This is a genomic window from Belliella alkalica (genome assembly GCF_022549785.1).
GTDB classification, from domain to species: Bacteria; Bacteroidota; Bacteroidia; order Cytophagales; family Cyclobacteriaceae; genus Belliella; species Belliella alkalica.
The window spans coordinates 1-18,539 of record NZ_JAKZGO010000015.1; the positions used below are offsets into that span (position 1 = coordinate 1).

General features: G+C 38.0%; 14 protein-coding genes. 11 read left to right on the forward strand and 3 right to left on the reverse strand.

All coding sequences use genetic code 11. The features are described 5' to 3' along the window. Nucleotides 1-268 precede the first annotated feature (268 nt). The 10 genes from MM213_RS15610 (at nucleotide 269) to MM213_RS15655 (ending at nucleotide 10,302) form a co-directional block, all read left to right on the forward strand. The gene (locus MM213_RS15610; RefSeq protein WP_241413739.1) at nucleotides 269-670 is read left to right on the forward strand and encodes a helix-turn-helix domain-containing protein; all 402 of its coding nucleotides are present in this window, start codon (nucleotides 269-271) and stop codon (nucleotides 668-670) included. A 290-nt stretch (nucleotides 671-960) separates the two neighbouring features. Next, entirely contained in the window at nucleotides 961-1,305 is a 345-nt protein-coding gene (locus tag MM213_RS15615) for a cupin domain-containing protein (RefSeq protein WP_241413741.1), read from the forward strand. A 58-nt stretch (nucleotides 1,306-1,363) separates the two neighbouring features. Beyond that, on the forward strand, nucleotides 1,364-2,422 hold the full coding sequence (locus MM213_RS15620; protein WP_241413742.1) for a glycoside hydrolase family 130 protein: 1,059 nt from the start codon (nucleotides 1,364-1,366) through the stop codon (nucleotides 2,420-2,422). Next, on the forward strand, nucleotides 2,419-4,773 hold the full coding sequence (locus tag MM213_RS15625) for a glycosyltransferase (protein ID WP_241413743.1): 2,355 nt from the start codon (nucleotides 2,419-2,421) through the stop codon (nucleotides 4,771-4,773). The genes MM213_RS15620 and MM213_RS15625 overlap by 4 nt, the downstream gene beginning before the upstream one ends. A 408-nt stretch (nucleotides 4,774-5,181) precedes the next feature. Continuing rightward, the gene (gene hisH, locus MM213_RS15630; protein ID WP_241413745.1) at nucleotides 5,182-5,775 is read left to right on the forward strand and encodes an imidazole glycerol phosphate synthase subunit HisH; all 594 of its coding nucleotides are present in this window, start codon (nucleotides 5,182-5,184) and stop codon (nucleotides 5,773-5,775) included. Nucleotides 5,776-6,098: 323 nt separating this feature from the next. Next, the gene (gene hisA, locus MM213_RS15635; protein ID WP_241413747.1) at nucleotides 6,099-6,812 is read left to right on the forward strand and encodes a 1-(5-phosphoribosyl)-5-[(5-phosphoribosylamino)methylideneamino]imidazole-4-carboxamide isomerase; all 714 of its coding nucleotides are present in this window, start codon (nucleotides 6,099-6,101) and stop codon (nucleotides 6,810-6,812) included. Nucleotides 6,813-7,072: 260 nt separating this feature from the next. Continuing rightward, nucleotides 7,073-7,828, forward strand: a complete 756-nt coding sequence (gene hisF / locus MM213_RS15640) for an imidazole glycerol phosphate synthase subunit HisF (RefSeq protein WP_241413749.1) — start codon at nucleotides 7,073-7,075, stop codon at nucleotides 7,826-7,828. Nucleotides 7,829-8,070: 242 nt separating this feature from the next. Continuing rightward, nucleotides 8,071-8,679: a bifunctional phosphoribosyl-AMP cyclohydrolase/phosphoribosyl-ATP diphosphatase HisIE gene (hisIE, locus tag MM213_RS15645; protein ID WP_241413750.1), complete on the forward strand. Its 609-nt coding sequence runs from the start codon at nucleotides 8,071-8,073 to the stop codon at nucleotides 8,677-8,679. 2 nt (nucleotides 8,680-8,681) lie between these two features. Further along, on the forward strand, nucleotides 8,682-9,548 hold the full coding sequence (locus tag MM213_RS15650) for a LytTR family DNA-binding domain-containing protein (protein ID WP_241413751.1): 867 nt from the start codon (nucleotides 8,682-8,684) through the stop codon (nucleotides 9,546-9,548). 88 nt (nucleotides 9,549-9,636) lie between these two features. After that, nucleotides 9,637-10,302, forward strand: coding sequence for a DUF2306 domain-containing protein (locus MM213_RS15655; RefSeq protein WP_241413753.1), 666 nt, complete (start codon nucleotides 9,637-9,639; stop codon nucleotides 10,300-10,302). Between the two features lie 573 nt (nucleotides 10,303-10,875). On the opposite strand, the gene MM213_RS15660 is transcribed toward MM213_RS15655, so the two are convergent. After that, nucleotides 10,876-12,255 (reverse strand): MBL fold metallo-hydrolase, encoded by a 1,380-nt coding sequence (locus MM213_RS15660; protein ID WP_241413754.1) that lies wholly within the window; start codon nucleotides 12,253-12,255, stop codon nucleotides 10,876-10,878. A 282-nt stretch (nucleotides 12,256-12,537) separates the two neighbouring features. Next, entirely contained in the window at nucleotides 12,538-14,958 is a 2,421-nt protein-coding gene (locus MM213_RS15665) for a TonB-dependent receptor (protein WP_241413755.1), read from the reverse strand. Nucleotides 14,959-15,490: 532 nt separating this feature from the next. Between MM213_RS15665 and MM213_RS15670 the strand changes: the two genes are divergently transcribed. Further along, complete coding sequence (locus tag MM213_RS15670) at nucleotides 15,491-16,027, forward strand: Lcl C-terminal domain-containing protein (RefSeq protein WP_241413757.1); 537 nt, start codon at nucleotides 15,491-15,493, stop codon at nucleotides 16,025-16,027. Here the strand turns inward: MM213_RS15670 and MM213_RS15675 are convergent, their stop codons facing one another. Further along, on the reverse strand, nucleotides 16,028-18,475 hold the full coding sequence (locus MM213_RS15675) for a zinc-dependent metalloprotease (RefSeq protein WP_241413759.1): 2,448 nt from the start codon (nucleotides 18,473-18,475) through the stop codon (nucleotides 16,028-16,030). Between the last annotated feature and the right edge of the window lie 64 nt (nucleotides 18,476-18,539).

The following is an 18,539-nucleotide window of genomic DNA, read 5'->3' on the forward strand; positions in this document are numbered from 1 at the left end:
TTGCCTTTCAAGAATAATAAGCTCTGATTCGTCAAAAGAACTACCTAATGACTTGACAACTTTATTGATTCTTCCCACTTTTTGGATAATCTGTACACTAAAGCTACCGCTGGAATTCTTTTTGCGTCTTACAAACATAAACTAAAAATAGTCCGAGACACCCAAAAATACAAAATCAAACAATCTAAGGCAATGAAATTCAAACACTTAATTTTAAACTAAAATACACCCGCACAAAACAGGAAAAAGAGAAAAGCTAAAAAAAGGTTTGCATAAATCAGGCTTGGAACTGATGGATGATAAGAGAGCTATGCTCATCGAAAAAATTACAAATGTAATAGTCGAAATGGTCCATTATTCTGACGAATTGCCCAAAGTGAATTTTTCCGTTTTTTTGAGCGAGAAGTTAGGGCTTGATTATCACAAGCTCGCTGAGATTTTTTCCAAAACCAAAGGCATTACCATAGAACATTTCATAATCATACATAAGGTAGAGCGAATCAAAGAACTTATCATTTATGATGAGCTAAATCTGACAGAAATTTCTTACCTCATGCATTACAATAGCGTTTCTCATTTGTCAAGACAGTTTAAGCAAGTGACGGGTTTGACACCTACATTTTTCAAGTCTTTGTCTAGAAGGCAGCGTTTCAACTTAGAGGACCTATAAGATTTTTTTTCCCTCCTCCCTTCATTAAATTATACAAGATTCTGTTCTAATTATGTAATGATTTCGGCAGCTTAATTGGTGACCTTTATGATATAGCTATATATCATTCCCTTTTGGTTTTGCCTTAATAGTGAATTTTAGCAACGTGTCAATAGAGATGCTTTAATTGTAAACTATTTTATTAAGAAAGCTTCTGTTTAATTCAATCTTTTACAGATTAGGTGAAAAAGCGAAATGTTCATGTAAAACATCTCAAAAGACCTATATCAAATCATCAAAAAATCAAAACAATGAAAAATCCCGAAGTACTTGAAAAAGGCAAAGTGCATATTATCATAGAGATTATAGAATACATTCCCAATGCAGTAGTCAGTAAAACTATTATCAAAAAAACCACCGGCAATGTAACGGCTACATCCATGGCATTAGGAGAGGAACTAGGGGAAAAGACAACACCTTTTGATACTTATGTTCAAATTATTGATGGTACTGCAGAGGTGAAGATTGAGGATAAGACGTTCTATTTGAATTTGGGAGAGGGGATTGTCATTCCTGCCCATTCCAAGCACAGTTTTACAGCCAACGAACAATTCAAGATGATCACTACAGTCATCAAAAGTGGCTACGAAGAATAGCTTCATACTTTAAGAAATAGCACACCCAAACGGACATTGTACTTTCAAATACTAAAATATGGTAAAAGTAATTAAGCATGGAATTATACTTGACAAAACCGACAAGGGTTTTGAAAGTGAAGGTGTGCTCAATCCTGCTGCATTCAAGGTTGGAAGCACCATTCATTTGTTTTACAGAGCAGTAGCCAAGGGAAATTATTCGACTATCGGTTATTGTAAGCTTTCGACACCTACGGTGATTGAAAGTAGATCTGAAAAGCCAGTTTTACTCCCGCAGTTTGATTATGAATTTCATGGCTTGGAAGATCCTCGAATAGTTGAAATTGAAGGAATCTTCTACCTCACCTACACAGCCTACGATGGTGTCAATGCAATGGGCGCCTTGGCGACCTCTACAGATTTAGTGAATTGGGAAAAGCGTGGGATCATTTTGCCTCAATTTACATATGAAGATTTCAGACATTTCACGGATCTTGAATGTGCTATAAATGAAAAATACATTCGATTCAACGAATATAAGAAAATACAAAAAAGCCAGAAGCAAACAGCTTTTGTTTGGGACAAAAATTTTATGTTTTTCCCGAGAAAAATAAATGATAAATTTTGCTTTCTTCATAGGATCAAGCCAGATATCCAAATCGTCGTTGGGTTGGACAAATTGGAGGATCTTACGGTTGAGTTTTGGCAAGAATATTTTTCCCATTTTGAACACCACATTTTGTTAGCTCCAAAACATCAGCATGAAATAAGTTATATCGGAGGAGGTTGCCCACCTATAGAAACAGAAGCAGGCTGGCTGATGGTCTATCATGGTGTTCAAGATTCAGTAAGTGGGTATGTATATGCTGCATGCGTCGCTTTATTAGACTTAGATGATCCAAGGAAAGAGCTTTCCAGACTACCTTATGCATTGTTTTCCCCCGAAGAAGAGTGGGAGACTACAGGTGAAGTAAACAATGTATGCTTCCCAACAGGAGCTATTTTGGATGGAGATAATCTTTATATCTATTATGGGGCTGCTGATGAGCGAATAGCAGTAGCCTCGGTAAGCCTCAAGGAGCTTTTAGCAGAATTGGCTGAGTATAATCCAAAAACAAAGAAATCACTAACCTTATGAGAAATTTCATTTCATCTCTTCCGAAATTTTCTAATTTCAAATATCCCAACTCAGAAGGTGGATTTTTATCATTGACAGACATCACTTTGACCGAAAACGGATCAAATCTTCCTGAAATCATATTTGTCACATCTTTTCCACCAAGACAATGTGGAATAGCCACTTATACCCAAGATTTGGTTCAGGCTCTTGAAAACCAATTTGGAGAAAGCTTCAAATATTCAATCTGTGCTTTGGAATCTGCTAAGGAGCAGTTTACCTACGAACAAAAGCCAAAATTTGTATTGAATACTGATAATAGAAATTCCTATGCAAAAACTGCTTTCAATCTAAATAGAGACTATAATGTAAAGCTGATTGTGATTCAGCACGAGTTTGGATTGTTTGCTTCCGAACTGAATGATTTTAACCTTTTTATTTATAGTATTTCAAAACCAATAGTTTTTGTTTTTCATACTGTACTTCCAAATCCGACTGAAGACATGAGAAGTCAAGTACTAGACATGGCTGCTAATGCCGCTTCAATTGTAGTAATGACACAGAGCGCTAGAGATATTTTGGTAGAAGAATACAATTTAGAAGCTGAAAAAATCACCATTATTCCTCATGGAACTCATTTGCTATCACCTTTGGAAAGTAATGGTTTGAAGGTGAAATATAACCTTGAAGACAAAAAAGTACTTTCAACTTTTGGATTGTTAGGGAAGAGCAAATGCATTGAAACTACCTTGAATGCCTTGCTAAGCATCATTCAGCAGCATCCCGATGTGCTGTTTTTGGTTTTGGGCAAAACACATCCAAACATTGTAAAGGAAGAAGGTGAAAAGTATAGAGATTCATTGCATGAAATAGTCAGAGTATTACAGCTTGAAAAGCACGTAAGGTTTGTTAATGAATACTTGCCCTTACCTATTTTATTGGAATATCTTCAACTTACTGATGTTTACCTCTTTACTTCCAATGACCCCAATCAAGCAGTAAGCGGTACATTTTCTTATGCTGTGAGCTCAGGTAGTCCTGTAATTTCAACCCCAATTCCCCATGCAAAAGAAGTCTTAAGTGGAAATAATGGGCTTATAGTAGATTTTGAAAATCCTCAACAATTGGCGAAAGCAGTCATTTCTCTTTTGGGAAATGAAAAATTAAGAGCTGAGATTTCTTCTAATAGTTTTCACAAAATGGCATTTACGGCTTGGCAAAATTCAGCAATTGCCCATACTATGGTTTTCAAAAATCTTACTGAAAACGAAATTGAGATTAAATATTCCTTGCCAAAAATCAATTTGGATCATATCAAAAAGATGACTACTGATTTTGGGATGATTCAATTTTCAAAAATCGCATCGCCTGATTTGGAATCGGGATATACTTTGGATGACAATGCTAGGGCTTTGATCGCCATCTGTCAGCATTATCAACTTTACAAAAATGAAGAAGACCTTTTATTGATTGACAAATATTTAAAATTTGTCAAATATTGCATGCAGTTCAATGGAGAGTTTTTGAATTACGTGAATGTAAATGAAGAATTTTCTTTTCAAAATTACCCAGAAAACCTCGAAGATAGCAATGGAAGGGCTGTTTGGGCTTTAGGCTATGTCATTTCTCTCAATGAAATTTTGCCTGATACATATGTAGATGAAGCGGAAAAAATACTTCAAAAAGCACTGCCTCATTTAGATAAAATTCACTCGACCCGTGCAATGGCATTTGTCATCAAAGGATTGCATTATCAAAACAAAAATGAAAACACATCTTTGATTCAAAGACTTGGCAATAGATTGGTGAAAATGTATGCACATGAAAAGTCAAATGATTGGCATTGGTTCGAAAGTTATCTGACTTATGGCAATAGCCTATTGCCAGAAGCTTTACTTTGTGCTTATCTAAGTACCAATTTCGAATTGTTCAAAGTGGTTGCCAAAGAAAGCTTTGAGTTTTTGCTTTCCAAGATCTTTATCGATGGAAAAATCAAAGTCATTTCCAACAAAGGTTGGCATGTAAGGAACGAGACATCTTTTGCTCCCGTAGGAGGAGAGCAACCTATTGATATAGCATATACGATTATGGCTTTGGAAAAATTTTATCATGTTTTTGGCCTTGAGTCTTACAGTCAAAAAGCAAAAACTGCCTTTAATTGGTTTTTGGGAGACAACCATTTGAATCAAATAGTTTACAATCCCTGTACAGGTGGCTGTTATGACGGGATAGAGGAATTCAATGTCAACCTCAACCAAGGAGCCGAATCCACTTTGAGCTACTTGATGGGAAGGTTGGCTATCAAAAGGCTGCTAGACTTCGAGGAAGAATCAGTGTTTCTGCCCGCAAGAGAAGTTTTTGAAGAATTGTAAAATTCAGGCTTGATATTATCGCTGTTTCTAAACGTAATTTGCTCCATCATGGGAGTGGTACCCCTTGCTTAGCTTGCGGCTTTGCGGATACTCATATTTTTTTATGTGTATCAGCTTTCTTGCGCGTAGCCAAATAATAGATTTTTGGAGGATCGATTTGTGTTTCTGTTGACTGTGAACTATTGTCTGATGACGAGTATTCGCAACTTACAAAGCTACTTCTTACCCAACGTGCAACATTGCGGATACTCATATATTTTTTTGATAAGAATTCTAAATAAACATTGTTCAGGGGGATTTATTTTTAAATTTGCAATCTTATAATTAAAGAGCAACAGTTTTGGATTTTGAATCTTCCAAATCTAAAATCTACCCGAAAGCAATCGGGGTTAAAATCTAAAATCCAAAATGCAAGTAGCAGTCATCAAATACAATGCAGGCAACGTCCAATCTGTTCTTTACGCATTAGAAAGGCTTGGTGCAGAAGCGATTTTGACAGATGACCTAGATCAAATCTCAAAAGCTGATAAAGTTATCTTTCCCGGTCAGGGAGAAGCAAGCACAGCGATGAGATATCTGAAAGAAAAGCAGCTAGACCAATTGATTCCAAATCTTAAACAACCCTTTTTTGGTGTTTGTCTTGGGCAGCAATTGCTTTGTGAGCATTCCGAAGAGAATGACACAGCATGTTTGGGTGTGTTTCCTGTCAAAGTCAAAAAGTTCATACCTGAAAATATAGCTGATTTCAAAGTTCCCCACGTAGGTTGGAACAATCTCTTTGATCTCAAAACCCCATTGCTCAAAGGTCTCAGTGATGAATCCTTTGTATATTATGTTCATAGCTTTTACTGTGAACTTAGTGATTATACCATCGCTTCGACTAACTATGTGCATGAATTTGCTGGGTTGATGCACAAAGACAACTTCTACGCCATGCAAGCCCATCCCGAAAAGAGCGGCTTGGTAGGAGAAAGGATCTTGAAGAATTTCCTTAGCTTGTAGGAAGTACGAAGTGATAAGTACAAAGAAGCGAGAGACTAGAAGCGAGAGACTAGAAACGAGATGCGAGACGAAGTGTCAAGAAACGCGAAGCGAGAAACAAAAAGCTAGATTCAAGACAGGACTAAGCCACCTCGATCCCGAAAGCATTCGGGAGAAGCTTGTCCCGCAGAATTGCGGGGAGGACTCCCAACCTTAAAACTTTCCAACCTTCCAACAATCTTGTAATTTTAAAATCCGCCACGGCGGACAAGTTCTTCCAATTTTCAAATCTACCAATCTAAAATCACCAATCTAAAATCACCAATCTAAAATCTACAATTAAAATGTATATCATACCCGCAATAGACATCATCGACGGAAAATGTGTTCGGCTTACCCAAGGCGACTACAATCAGAAGAAAGAATACCATGACAGCCCATTGGAAATGGCTAAAAGATTCGAGGATGCTGGAATCAAGAGGTTACATTTAGTGGATTTGGATGGTGCTAAAGCAAAGAAAATTATCAATAAAGAAGTTTTAAAATCCGTTACTTCAGGCACATCCCTTCAAGTAGATTTTGGAGGAGGTGTACAGTCTGATGAAGATATAGCCTTGGCATTCGAGTTGGGAGCGTATCAGTTGACAGGAGGAAGTATAGCAGTGAAAAATCCAAGCATGTTTGAATCTTGGATTGCAAAATATGGAGGAGAAAAAATCATCCTTGGAGCTGATGCAAAAAATAGGAAAATTGCTATTTCAGGTTGGGAGGAAACTACATCCATGGATTTGATAGACTTCATTAAGGATTATCACGCCAAAGGGATCAGCTACGTGATCTGTACTGATGTAGCCAAAGATGGTTTGCTTCAGGGGCCATCAGTGGACTTGTACAAAGAGATCCTTCAAGAAATCCCAAATATCAAATTGATTGCAAGCGGTGGTGTGTCCAATGTCAAAGACCTCGAAGAACTTCAAAAAACAGGTGTGTACGGAGCCATAGTCGGCAAAGCCTACTACGAAGGAAGAATCAGCCTTGAAGAGCTAGCTGCTTTTTGAGAAGCTAGAGACGACTAGAACTACCTTAAAGGGGCAATTAAACTACTTCTTGATTCAGTATTCGGAGTTCAAAATTCTAAATTAAAAATGTCGAATATCGAATGTCAAACGATGAATTATGAAGTGCAGAAGATTAATTATTCCTATCTTCTTATAATTTAAAAATCTTCCAATCTCGCTTAAGCTAACCTTACAACCTTACAACTTTCAAACTTTCCAACAATCTTCTAATTTTAAATCTTTCAATTCCCCAATCCAAAATGCTGACAAAAAGAATCATCCCCTGCCTAGATATCAAAGATGGCCGTACGGTCAAAGGAGTTAATTTTGTGGAGTTAAGAGATGCAGGTGATCCTGTAGAATTAGCTAAGATATATTCAGATGAAGGTGCGGATGAATTGGTGTTTTTGGATATCACTGCAACTGTGGACAAGCGAAAAACTTTGGCAGAGCTCGTGACCAAAGTAGCGAAAGCCATCAATATACCATTTACCGTGGGAGGAGGGATCTCAACTGTGGAGGATGTGAAAATTTTGCTAAACGCAGGGGCCGATAAAATTTCAATCAATTCCGCAGCAGTAAAAAATCCAGACATCATCAATGAAATGGCGCTTGAATTTGGGAGCCAATGTATTGTGGTGGCTATAGATACAAGAAATGTCGATGGAATTGACTTTGTGCATACACATGGAGGAAGAAAAGCAACTATCTTGCAAACACAAGCTTGGGCACAAGAAGTCTGTGAACGAGGTGCTGGAGAAATTCTCTTGACCTCCATGGACCATGATGGTACAAAAGCAGGCTTTGCCAACGAAATTACCGCAGAAATATCCAGCATGCTTTCCATCCCGGTAATTGCATCTGGAGGAGCAGGAAATATCGGACATTTCAAGGATGTATTTACCTTTGGAAAAGCAGATGCTGCTTTGGCCGCAAGCATTTTCCATTTCAAAGAAATTCCAATTCCCGAATTGAAGGCCTATCTTAGCGGTGAATATATTGCGGTTAGAAAATGAGATTTGAGATTTGAGACATGAGATACAAGATGCAAGACTCAAGACAGAGAGAGGCGAGAAGCTAGAAGTTAGAAACGAGATAGCGAAGATGTAATCAACCCCGAATGGGCCTGCCTGACGTAGGCAGGGTCTAACCATGAGTAACTTGTCCGCCGTGGCGGAGCCCCGTGTGAAACACGGTGGTAAATAAATTCAAATCCCATTAAACCTACGACCCTAATGGGGTCGAATTCTAGATAACAATGAACAAACTGAAAATAGATTTCGAAAAAGTAGATGGCCTTGTGCCTGCAGTAATTCAAGATGCAGACTCCAACATAGTTTTGATGTTGGGCTACATGAACCAAGAAGCTTTGGACATCACTTTGGATACCAAAAAAGTAACGTTTTTCTCCAGAACAAAAAACAGACTTTGGACGAAGGGAGAAACTTCAGGAAATTTCCTGAATGTCGTTTCCTTGACTGTGGACTGTGACAATGATACAGTCTTGGTCAAAGCCAGACCAGTTGGACCTGTTTGTCATACTGGTGACGATACCTGTTTTTCCGAAGAAAATAGAAGCAAGACCTTCTTCATAGATGAACTTAGAGCCATCATCAAAGACCGTAAAAACAATCCTACTGACAAATCCTACACAGCATCTCTTTTTGCCAAAGGCATCAATAAAGTAGCCCAAAAAGTAGGGGAGGAAGCTGTGGAGATTGTGATCGAAGCTAAAGATGACAACAAAGAGCTTTTCATGGGAGAAGCAGCTGATTTACTCTATCACTACTTAGTGCTATTGGAAGCAAAAGGCTACGAGCTTGATGAAGTCATGGATGTGTTGATAGATAGACATCAGAAGAAATAAAAATGCTGGCTTTTCTGAAGCAACCTTATCCTTGTGAAACCACCAATTGGAAAAGTATAATTCGTTTAGCTTTTCTGATTGGTCTTTTTGTTGCTAGCTTTTTATTGATTTTTCAACCATTTGGTCTGCAACAGATCCCAACAGCTTATAAATTTCCCTTGATCACGGGCTATGGTATTGTCACCTTTATGTGTATGCTCTTTTTTAATGGTGGGGTCAAGTGGCTTTTTTCAAGTTATTTTGATGAATCTACCTGGACCACAGGGAAAGAAATCGTACAAAATCTGAGTATTTTGGGATTGATTTCATTTGGAAATTTTATCTATACTGTTTGTATAGGTGGGGTCACTTTGACACTACATTCCTTTTCATTATCCATCGCCTTCACTTTTGCTGTGGGTGTATTTCCTGTGTTTTTCCTAGTGATTTACAGGTATAACAAACTGCATGACAAGTACACTACAGCAGCGGCTGTAATGGAGAGCAATATTTCACAGTCGAACCTTGAATTTGCTAAAAATGATCCTTCTACGATTATTTTACAATCACAATATGGCCAAGATGATATGGAAATCAAGTTGTCTCAATTGTATTATATGCAATCCGCTGACAATTATGTGGAAGTGGTATTCCAAGGTGAAGAGGGGATTAAAAAGCAATTGATCAGAAATACGCTTTCGGAGATTGCCGCTCAATGGAGTCATGTTGGAATCATACAATGCCATAGGTCATACTTGGTGAACATTCATCAAGTCAAACGCATTACTGGAAATGCTCAAGGATATAAACTTTTTTTGGATGAAGGGAAAATGATAGTGCCAGTTTCGCGCAAATTCGGTAGTAAAGTCAAGGAATTTTTGAGTGAATAGCTTTGTCATTTATCCCTAAACTTGCTACAAAGCCCTATTTTGTGCAATGAAGGTAGGTTTGAGCTACATTTGAAATAAAAAAAATCAAATGGAAAACTTACTTAAAATCACACTTTACTTTCATGTAGCTTTTGGATTTACAGCATTGCTGGCAGGTGTTTTGGCCATTTTCTTCCCCAAAGGTGGCAAGAATCATAATGTATCTGGAATCGTTTATTATTGGTGTATGATAGGTATAGGTACCACAGCATTTGTGATTGCAATTCCAAAAGGAAATATGTTTCTGTTGATGATTGGGGGATTTAGCACTTATATGACTCTGACAGGACGGAGGTATCTACAATTGAGAAAAAGTAAGCTTCCAAAATTTTCAAATTTAGACTTGTTCTTTCGCATTGTTGCTTTGGCTACTATCTTGATACCAATCATCTATTTTGGAATCAATGGCGTAGCTGATTTAGGAGACTTTGGGATTGTATTTACAGTATTTGGATTTTTTCTTTTATCAATGCTTTGGATGGATTTTAAAGCAGGTGATAAGTTACATACATTTTCCAAAAATTGGTTTCTAGGAATGCACATCAGCCGTATGATGGGCGCATTTATAGCTACCTTCACAGCTTTTCTTTTGATTAATTGGCAAAGTGACCCCGTATTCATTGCTTGGCTATTGCCTACTGTGATTTTTACTCCTGTTATTATTTATTACCAAAGGAAGTTTAAGACCAAAAGTAAAACTGCTACATTATCTTGAAGATAAAATATTTCATTGGATCAAAGCTACCAGAGATGAGAACTAGAATTTGAACCAATAAAAATCCTGAGGTTCTTCCCTAATATAAAAAGCCGAATAACCAAAGCGGAATTTTACTTCCTGCGCCACTTTTAATGCCATCTGCAGCAATAAAAGCGTTTAGAATTCCTTCGATTTGGTGTTTGGTTTTTGTGGGGCCACCAAGTTCGAAAACGTAATTGCTATCCAATATCAAATCTCCAAACTTAAGGGATGTGGTTTGAAAGGGCTTTCATGCATATGTTGCAGCATAAGCGTAGTTTTCCCAGTCCCTCTATGACCTAATATCACAATCAGTCTTTATGTCCAATCAATCTTGTCACTTAAATATCTTTTGAATTTTGGAGGTGTGGCTATCAGTTTCCTCTTAAAAAATTCAATTAACCTTTCCATTTTGTTCTCCCGATAAAACAAAAGCACATAATGTTTTTTGTATAAAACAAAATGCGAGATTGTTTTTTAGAAAACAAAAAAAATCCACCCTAAACCAAGGGTGGATTTTAACAAACCAATTTACCTATCTAAATCAAATTTTTAAGCGCTCCAATCAGCCCAACCACCCGAATAGTTTTGAATATTATCAAATCCATTGGCAGTTAAAACAGAGTAAGCGATAGCTGCTCTTGCTCCACTTTGACAGTGGATGATCACAGGCTTATCTTTGGAAATTTTGTCTAAGTTTTTGTCAAGCTTACCTACGAAGTGATTTTCTGCACCTTCGATATGTCCTTTTTTGAACTCAGCGGCACCTCTTACATCTACAATCTGTGTGTCTCCTTTTTCTATAGCTGCCTTGACTACCTCTTTTGAAATTGGCTCAAATGTTGAGAGATTTCCACTTTCAAATTCTGCCAATTGACTTGGTGTGATATAGCCGATTAAATTGTCTAGACCTATGCGCATCAATTTCCTAGTCAAGTCCTCTATCTGTGCATCTTCTGCGATCAACACGAAGTTCTCTTCATAAGTCAAATACCAGCCCATCCAAGATGAAAAGGAATTGTTGTTGCTGATGCTGAGTGTTCCTTTGAGGAATCCTTTAGCATAATCTTGCCATGGTCTAGTATCGATTACTTTTAGTCCTTCTGATTTTACTTGATCAAAATCAGCCTTACCAAGGTTTTTTACCTGAGGAACTTCAGTTAAAAGTTTTCTATCGACCTTATTCAGCTTTTTCATCATTGCAAAGTACCTTGGTGGTTCAGGTTGATCTGCCAAGAGTTCTTTGCTAAAAGCAACTTTATCATTCAAAAGTTGTAATGCCCAGTTTCTGATTTTCTCGTATCCCACTGTTGTACTTGGGACAGCCCCTAGAGCTTTACCACAGGCAGAACCTGCACCATGACCCGGCCATACTTGGATGAAGTCTCCAAGCTTCGCAAATTCATGCAAAGAATCATACATCTGTGCCGCACCTATATCCTGTGTACCCTTTATGCCTGCTGCCTGTTCGAGTAAATCCGGTCTTCCAACATCACCTACGAACACAAAATCTCCCGTAAATAACATCACAGGTTCACTCGAGGCAGGCTTATCTGTCAGTAGGAAGCTTACACTTTCAGGAGTATGTCCAGGTGTGTGGATTACTTCGAAATTCAAGTTTCCCAATTTTATATTGTCACCACCTTTGATTTTATTGTGAGGGAATTCGTACTTCCAGTTTTCATCCCCTTCGTCAGAAAGGTACATTTCTGCACCTGTCAATTCAGCCAATTCTCTGGCACCACTCAGGAAATCTGCATGAATGTGTGTTTCGAAGATATGGGTGATCTTCATGTTGTTGGCTTTAGCAATCTGAAGGTAAGTGTCAACATCTCTTTTTGGATCGATTACTGCAGCTATTCCACCTGCTTGACATCCTATTACATAACTGGCTTGTGCCAAACTCTTATCATAAACTAATTCGAAAAACATGTCTTTTTATTTTTTATGTTTTGTTTTATTCAATCTTTAGAAAGCAAAATGAGACGTTTAATCTCGTTTACTTTTACAATGATAGGGATAATCAATTAGGGTATTTGTGATAAAAATTACTTTTCTGAAAATTGACTAAGGTCTGGATGGATAGGTAATGCTTATATTTCTCCTGATTGTTCACTATAGAGTAAATTACAGGAAATATTAATAGTACAGAATTATTTAAACAGCAAAGATGGTTTCTTGTGATTATTGGAATAATAAGATTTGCTAGGCTGACTAAAACCTATAGCTATACCCAAACCTGAAAACCTGTGTTTCAAAATAATCATTTGACCTTAGGGTGAAATTATTTCCTTCCAATCGGTACCTGATGATCAGGGTGTTGAAGATGTCACTTGCATTGAAGAAAAGTTCTCCATTTCCATCTTGGATTTTCTTGTTGACGCCACCATCGACATGATAGCGTGCAAGGATTTTGCCTTGGGGTACGATATCAGGAGCGAGATAGATCGCACTCAACTGGATGTTTAGGCTATTTGCAAGCTTGAAAAGGCCATTGATTTTTACATTTCCTGTAATTGCACTTTCTTCATTTCTGCTGAATGTGATATCAGTCGGGTAGGCATTTTCAAGCGAAAATGCACCGATTCTATTTTGATACACATTCGTATTTGCATTCAAGGTGAATTTTTCTCCGATTTTTTGGGAAAGTACCAGCTCCACTCCCGAGTTCCAGCCTCGGTCAGCATTTTGATCTATCGTAACCAATCTGTTTGACCCCGGGATTTCAGTGGTGATCCTCGTCAGGATATTGGTAGATGCCCTGTGGTAGACAGCGCCATAGAAATATCCAAGGTCATAGGATTGTTTGTAGCCTACTTCGACAGATTGGGTAAATTGAGGTACCAGTGTAGGATTACCAATGCTGAGGATTTCTGGATCTGCGTAAGTTGGGAAAGCCCTCAGGTTTTTTTCTTCGGGTCTATCCACTCTACGATTGTAGAAAACGCTGAAATTGCTTTGTGGATTGATATTGTAAGTAGCTCTCAAGCTGGGGAATGGTTCAAAATAATCAAAACCTGCACTTTCAAAAACAGCATGGTTTGGGTCTACCAAATAGTCAACTTTCACATATTCCACCCTTAGTCCAGCTTCCAATTCCCAGTTGTTTTTTTCGTGGATATAATTACCATAGACAGCCGATAGCCATTCTTGATACTCAGCACTTCCAGCAAGTCCCGGATCTAATATTGAGTTGTTTCCTGGACTGAAGGTGATAAGGTTTGGGAAAACTCTCGCCCTTTGCTTTGTTCCTAGTTCCATTCTTCCAGCACGAAGCGGTTTTTGGTAATCTAAAGTAAGGTCATAGATATTCTCATCTGCTATCAAGGCAGTAGTGTCAGTTCCTACAAAGTCCAATTCTTCATTGGTAAAGAAAAATACCTCATCTTTTCTTCGGAAAGAGTAATTGAAAGCGGAAGTAAGGTGATGTCCTGGCTGCTTGAAGTTGTATCGATGGGTAATTGAAGCAAATAAAGTTTGATTGACTTCATTTTCAAAATATTGCCACAAGCGTTGCCTTTGATCTGTCACGGCATTTTCATAGAGAATATCGCCCAAGTCTGTATATTCCCTATAGTTGAATAGTCCGGAAAATGTGATAGAGTGCCTTTCGTTTGGATTCCAATCAAAGCCAGTTTTTAGGTTATAAATCGGTTGGGTTCTGTTCTCTATATATTGTTGGCGAATTTGTGTGCCATCATCAAAGACTCGGTCTGTAAACTCGCTTTTCATCATTTGTTTGTGCCAAAGTACATCTCCTTGAAAAAACACATTAATGTTGCCTTTTCTATAATTAAGAGAGGCAGATGGATTGAGTTTTGGCGTGAATCGATATTGGTCTCTTAGGCCAGCTAAGCTTTCCCTTTTCTCTATCATATTTCCCAATCCACCGATCATTCCTACTTTTCCATTCCAACCTTCTTCTTTTTCTTTTTTGAAAATAATATTGATCACACCTGCATTTCCTGTAGCATCGAATTTGGATGATGGATTGTTGATGATTTCTATTTTTTCAATAGATGAAGCAGGGAAATTTTCCAAACCTGATTGTGCGCCGATGCCAGTGATTGCTGTTTGTTTTCCATCCAAAAGAATGGCTACTTTGTCACTACCACGAAGAAATACTGTCCCATTCTGATCTATCGTGATTCCAGGGAGGTTTTGGAGCGATTGTAGTACAGATCCTCCCAATTGACTGATATTATCTTCCAACGTAAAGGTTTTTTTGTCTAAAGCTGAAGATACTTCCTCTCTCTGACCAGATACGATCACTTCTTGCAGTTCCTCAGAGTTTTCCGAAAGGAGTATGTTTCCCAAATCAAGGTAATCACTTAAGCGGCCTATTTCTAGAAAATTGGATTTTGAGCTATAACCAACAAAAGAATAATTGATAATGTATTTACCGGATTTGATGGCAGGAAGCGAAAATCTACCTTCATCACTAGAGACAGTCCCTGATATAAAACTGCTGTCTGCAGAAGAAAGCACGATGATATTGACATATGCTAAAGGTGATTTGTCCTTTTCATCCTTTATCATTCCTGAGACTACGACGTTTTGCGCAAAAATTTGCGTGGTCGTAAGGATAAATATAGCAATTAAAACACTCAGAGATTTCCAGTAATTTGATGACATTCAGTTCTTAATTTGAAGGTTGTATTGACTTTTGATGGAAAAAAAAGGCTACATATGTAGTAAATCTAGCACTTTAATTTAAGTAAAAGTAGGTTTTGATTTTGAAGAAATATAGAATACAATTTGAGCAATGTTTCATTTTCGCCTACCCTTGCGTTTTTTTGAAGTGATTACGCTTCTATTGCTTTTTCATAGCTTAGATAGCAATCTAGCCTACAAAAGCTATGTCTTTTTTTTACTAATCTTTTGTATGGTTACGGTCTAGAATTTTGATTGTCATTTATGCAGCATGAATAGATGAACCAATCTCAAGCGCTATAAAAACATCAATTTTAAATTAGAATTGACAATTGAAATATCGAGGATCTATCCTGTCAGTAATTACAAAATAGTGGCTTCGCACGTGAAATAATAAAAGCTAAAAGTAGATGCTGAAATTTATTTTTAGGAAAAATAAAAAAAATGTGTAAAAAACACCTATAATTAACTATTAATTAATGAATTTAAAGTTTGTTGTTTTTAATTTAGGGGCATGAATTCAATAGTCAAATACGTAACAATTATAATGATTGCTCTTTGTTTCTCATGTGAAGAGGGAAATGATTTTATTCAGTTGGGTATGGAATACCAAGGTGGGAAAGTTTTCTATTTAGACAAATCAGGTAAGCATGGATTGATTGCGGCACCAGAAGATTTTTCGGTTTTAGCTCCTTGGGGATGCATAAATAGAGTTGCTCCCGGTGCAAACTTTACGCATTTTGGTGTGGGCAAAAATAACACGAATGTAATTCTTGAATATTGTGATGGGTTCAATGCAGCTAGGTTGTGTTCTGAGTTAAGTGTTGGTGGATTTGAAGACTGGTACTTGCCAAGCAAAGATGAATTGGAGATTATGTTTCAAAATAGAGGCCATATTGGGAATATGCGAAATGGAGTTTACGAACCATATTGGTCATCTTCTCAATATGAACCTACTTTACAGGCATTTATTCTTGATTTTGGAAATGGACTTTCATTTCCTCAAGACAAGGCAAATTTGTATTGGGTGAGAGCTATTCGAAGTTTTTAATCAATATTCGAAATCGCAATTCATATCGTCAGAGCCAATCGGAGCTCCGTCGGGTGTACTGATTGCAACTGGAGCACTAATAATTTCTGGAAGGTTTAAGAATTTATTGATTTTATCAGCTAAATACATTTTATGATTGTTGTCAATATCACTACCTTTTTTAGTGTCTTTACTACTATATAAGCTCAATTCATTTCTGTTGATCTCCTTGAGAAATGCCCTCGCTTCAGCTTTAACCAAAGAATTTGCTCTTGAATCTTGTGCGAGATTTACCAAATGGTCGATTAGCTTATTTTGGGTCATCAGTTTCAATTGAAGGTGGTATGCATTACTCTCTTCCTTTCCAAAAACCTTCGATCTGATTGATTCAAAACAATCAGCTAAACTTGGCAATGTACTATCAAAAGCACTTTGTTGTAGAATTCTATTTGACCGAGCGGCATCAAAAAGAAACCCAAATGTCATATCAACCACATTTTCCGCAGGAGCTATAGGGTCAAAGTTTGGACCTGTTCTAGATGGGAAGGTTTCCCGATTTCTTCCGTATCCCATTGGTCTTGGAGGGATCAGATTGATGATGTGATCCGGTAATGCCAGATTTTCTGGACTGATTACATTGATAAGTGCCCCAAGAGCCTCTTTTTGGGATTTGGCATCTAGCCTGCTTTGTTTCCTTTGATTATCTCCTTTGACTTTGTAGGTGTAATCCATTCCTCCAATAAGCTTTGAAGTTGCTTCTACCTGGTATCGATGCATCAAGTACAATGGAGCCAAGACTTCTTCCGTCAATGCTTCAGGTGTGTTTTCTTCGATAGTATTCAGTCCAAATGTTCTGAGTTTTGCTTTCCTGATCTTCATCATTCTTTCAAGCTCTTCGGTAGCAGATGTGCCATTGTCCCATAGGTGTGCTTGTGGGTGGCTACCACTTGCATTTCTAGAATCCGAATCGGAAATAAAAGTATGTCCAGCAGCATAAGTATCTTCAAGCAATTTGTTCAAATAGGCTTTTTCATCTTGATCTGCAGGGGTGATGTCGTAGCCGTATCGGATAGCCCATTTGTCCCAATCCCCGATCTTGTCATCATAAGCTTTGGAAAAGTCCAGATTTCCATCATCATCCATGGTGATGTATGGGTATGGGTAATCCATCACAGAAGCTCTGTTGGTAGGAGAGGAGGCATAGCTGTGAGCCAATCCGATGGTGTGGCCGATTTCATGGGCAGAGAGCTGCCTCAATCTAGCCAATGCCATTTCCAACATTTTTGGATCTTTTGGTTTTCCATCCTCAAATGGCTGCAAAAGTCCCTGAGCAATCAAATAATCCTGACGAACTCTCAAAGATCCCAAACTGACATGTCCTTTGAGGATTTCTCCAGTTCTCGGATCTCTCACTGACGAGCCATAAGACCAGCCTCTGGTGGATCGATGAACCCACTGTATGACATTGTATCGAACATCCATCGGGTCGGCACCTTCAGGCATCAATTCCACCCTGAAGGCATCTTTGAACCCAGCAGCCTCAAAGGCTTCATTCCACCAATTTCCGCCTTCTATCAAAGCACTTCGCACAGGTTCTGGTGTTCCTCTATCCAAATAATAGACTATTGGTTCCACAGCCTCAGAAAGTGCTGCAGAAGGATCTTTCTTTTCCAATCTGTGACGGGAAATAAACTTTTTCTCCATTGGTTCTCCTATAGCAGAGGTGAAATCCAAGTAGTTGATGTGGAAATAGCCCGCTCTTGTATCAAATTCCCTTGGTTTATATTGGTCGTCAGGAAGCTCGATGAATGAATGTCTTTGCCTCACGGTGACTGCTTCTGGAGAAGGGGTTACCGATCTAATATATCCTCCAGCTGGTGTTCCTGTGACTGTAATGATAGCTTCCACTTCTGTATTTTGCGGGAAATTCTTTGTCATTGGTTCATGAATGGCACTTCTGGAATTGTCTAGTCTATATGTTCCCTGTCTAGCTGACCCAAGTTTTTCTGCAACTTGATGTGCATCCTGTAAGTAGAAATTGGTAGCATCTACGATGTATTTTTCACCATCTTTTTTGTTGATTTCAAAACCCCAAAGGACAGATTCTGCAAAAGCATCTTTGACAGATTTTACTTCATCTGGATTGTGACTGAATGCCCTAAAGTCATAATTTATATGCACTAATAGAAGCTTGTTACCAGCTTTTCTAAATTCTACAACTCTCGTCCTGCCCAATTGTCCACGATCTAGCCCAATGTCATTGGAGCCAACTCCAGCAGGGAGAGAATTGACATATAAAAACTCTTGATCCAGTTTTTCTATTTCCAAATAGATTTTCCCTTTGTCATCGTCCAAATAGAAATTAAAGAAACCTTCTTTCTTATCCAGTTTGGAAAGATCCAGTTGCTGGGCAAAACTGCTGAAGAGGAGGAAAAACAATGTGGGAATCAGTAAATAGATTTTTTTCATAAACTTCAATTTTTCAAAGGTTAAGATACAAAATGAAGAAATGCTTCACTTACCGATTATGGAA

What these genes read in the sequence shown, in the direction of transcription:
- MM213_RS15615 (WP_241413741.1), top strand. Translation starts at nt 961, where the DNA reads ATGAAAAATCCCGAAGTACTTGAAAAAGGCAAAGTGCATATTATCATA.
- MM213_RS15620 (WP_241413742.1), top strand. Translation starts at nt 1,364, where the DNA reads ATGGTAAAAGTAATTAAGCATGGAATTATACTTGACAAAACCGACAAG.
- MM213_RS15625 (WP_241413743.1), top strand. Translation starts at nt 2,419, where the DNA reads ATGAGAAATTTCATTTCATCTCTTCCGAAATTTTCTAATTTCAAATAT.
- hisH (WP_241413745.1), top strand. Translation starts at nt 5,182, where the DNA reads ATGCAAGTAGCAGTCATCAAATACAATGCAGGCAACGTCCAATCTGTT.
- hisA (WP_241413747.1), top strand. Translation starts at nt 6,099, where the DNA reads ATGTATATCATACCCGCAATAGACATCATCGACGGAAAATGTGTTCGG.
- hisF (WP_241413749.1), top strand. Translation starts at nt 7,073, where the DNA reads ATGCTGACAAAAAGAATCATCCCCTGCCTAGATATCAAAGATGGCCGT.
- hisIE (WP_241413750.1), top strand. Translation starts at nt 8,071, where the DNA reads ATGAACAAACTGAAAATAGATTTCGAAAAAGTAGATGGCCTTGTGCCT.
- MM213_RS15650 (WP_241413751.1), top strand. Translation starts at nt 8,682, where the DNA reads ATGCTGGCTTTTCTGAAGCAACCTTATCCTTGTGAAACCACCAATTGG.
- MM213_RS15655 (WP_241413753.1), top strand. Translation starts at nt 9,637, where the DNA reads ATGGAAAACTTACTTAAAATCACACTTTACTTTCATGTAGCTTTTGGA.
- MM213_RS15660 (WP_241413754.1), bottom strand. Translation starts at nt 12,255, where the DNA reads ATGTTTTTCGAATTAGTTTATGATAAGAGTTTGGCACAAGCCAGTTAT.
- MM213_RS15665 (WP_241413755.1), bottom strand. Translation starts at nt 14,958, where the DNA reads ATGTCATCAAATTACTGGAAATCTCTGAGTGTTTTAATTGCTATATTT.
- MM213_RS15670 (WP_241413757.1), top strand. Translation starts at nt 15,491, where the DNA reads ATGAATTCAATAGTCAAATACGTAACAATTATAATGATTGCTCTTTGT.
- MM213_RS15675 (WP_241413759.1), bottom strand. Translation starts at nt 18,475, where the DNA reads ATGAAAAAAATCTATTTACTGATTCCCACATTGTTTTTCCTCCTCTTC.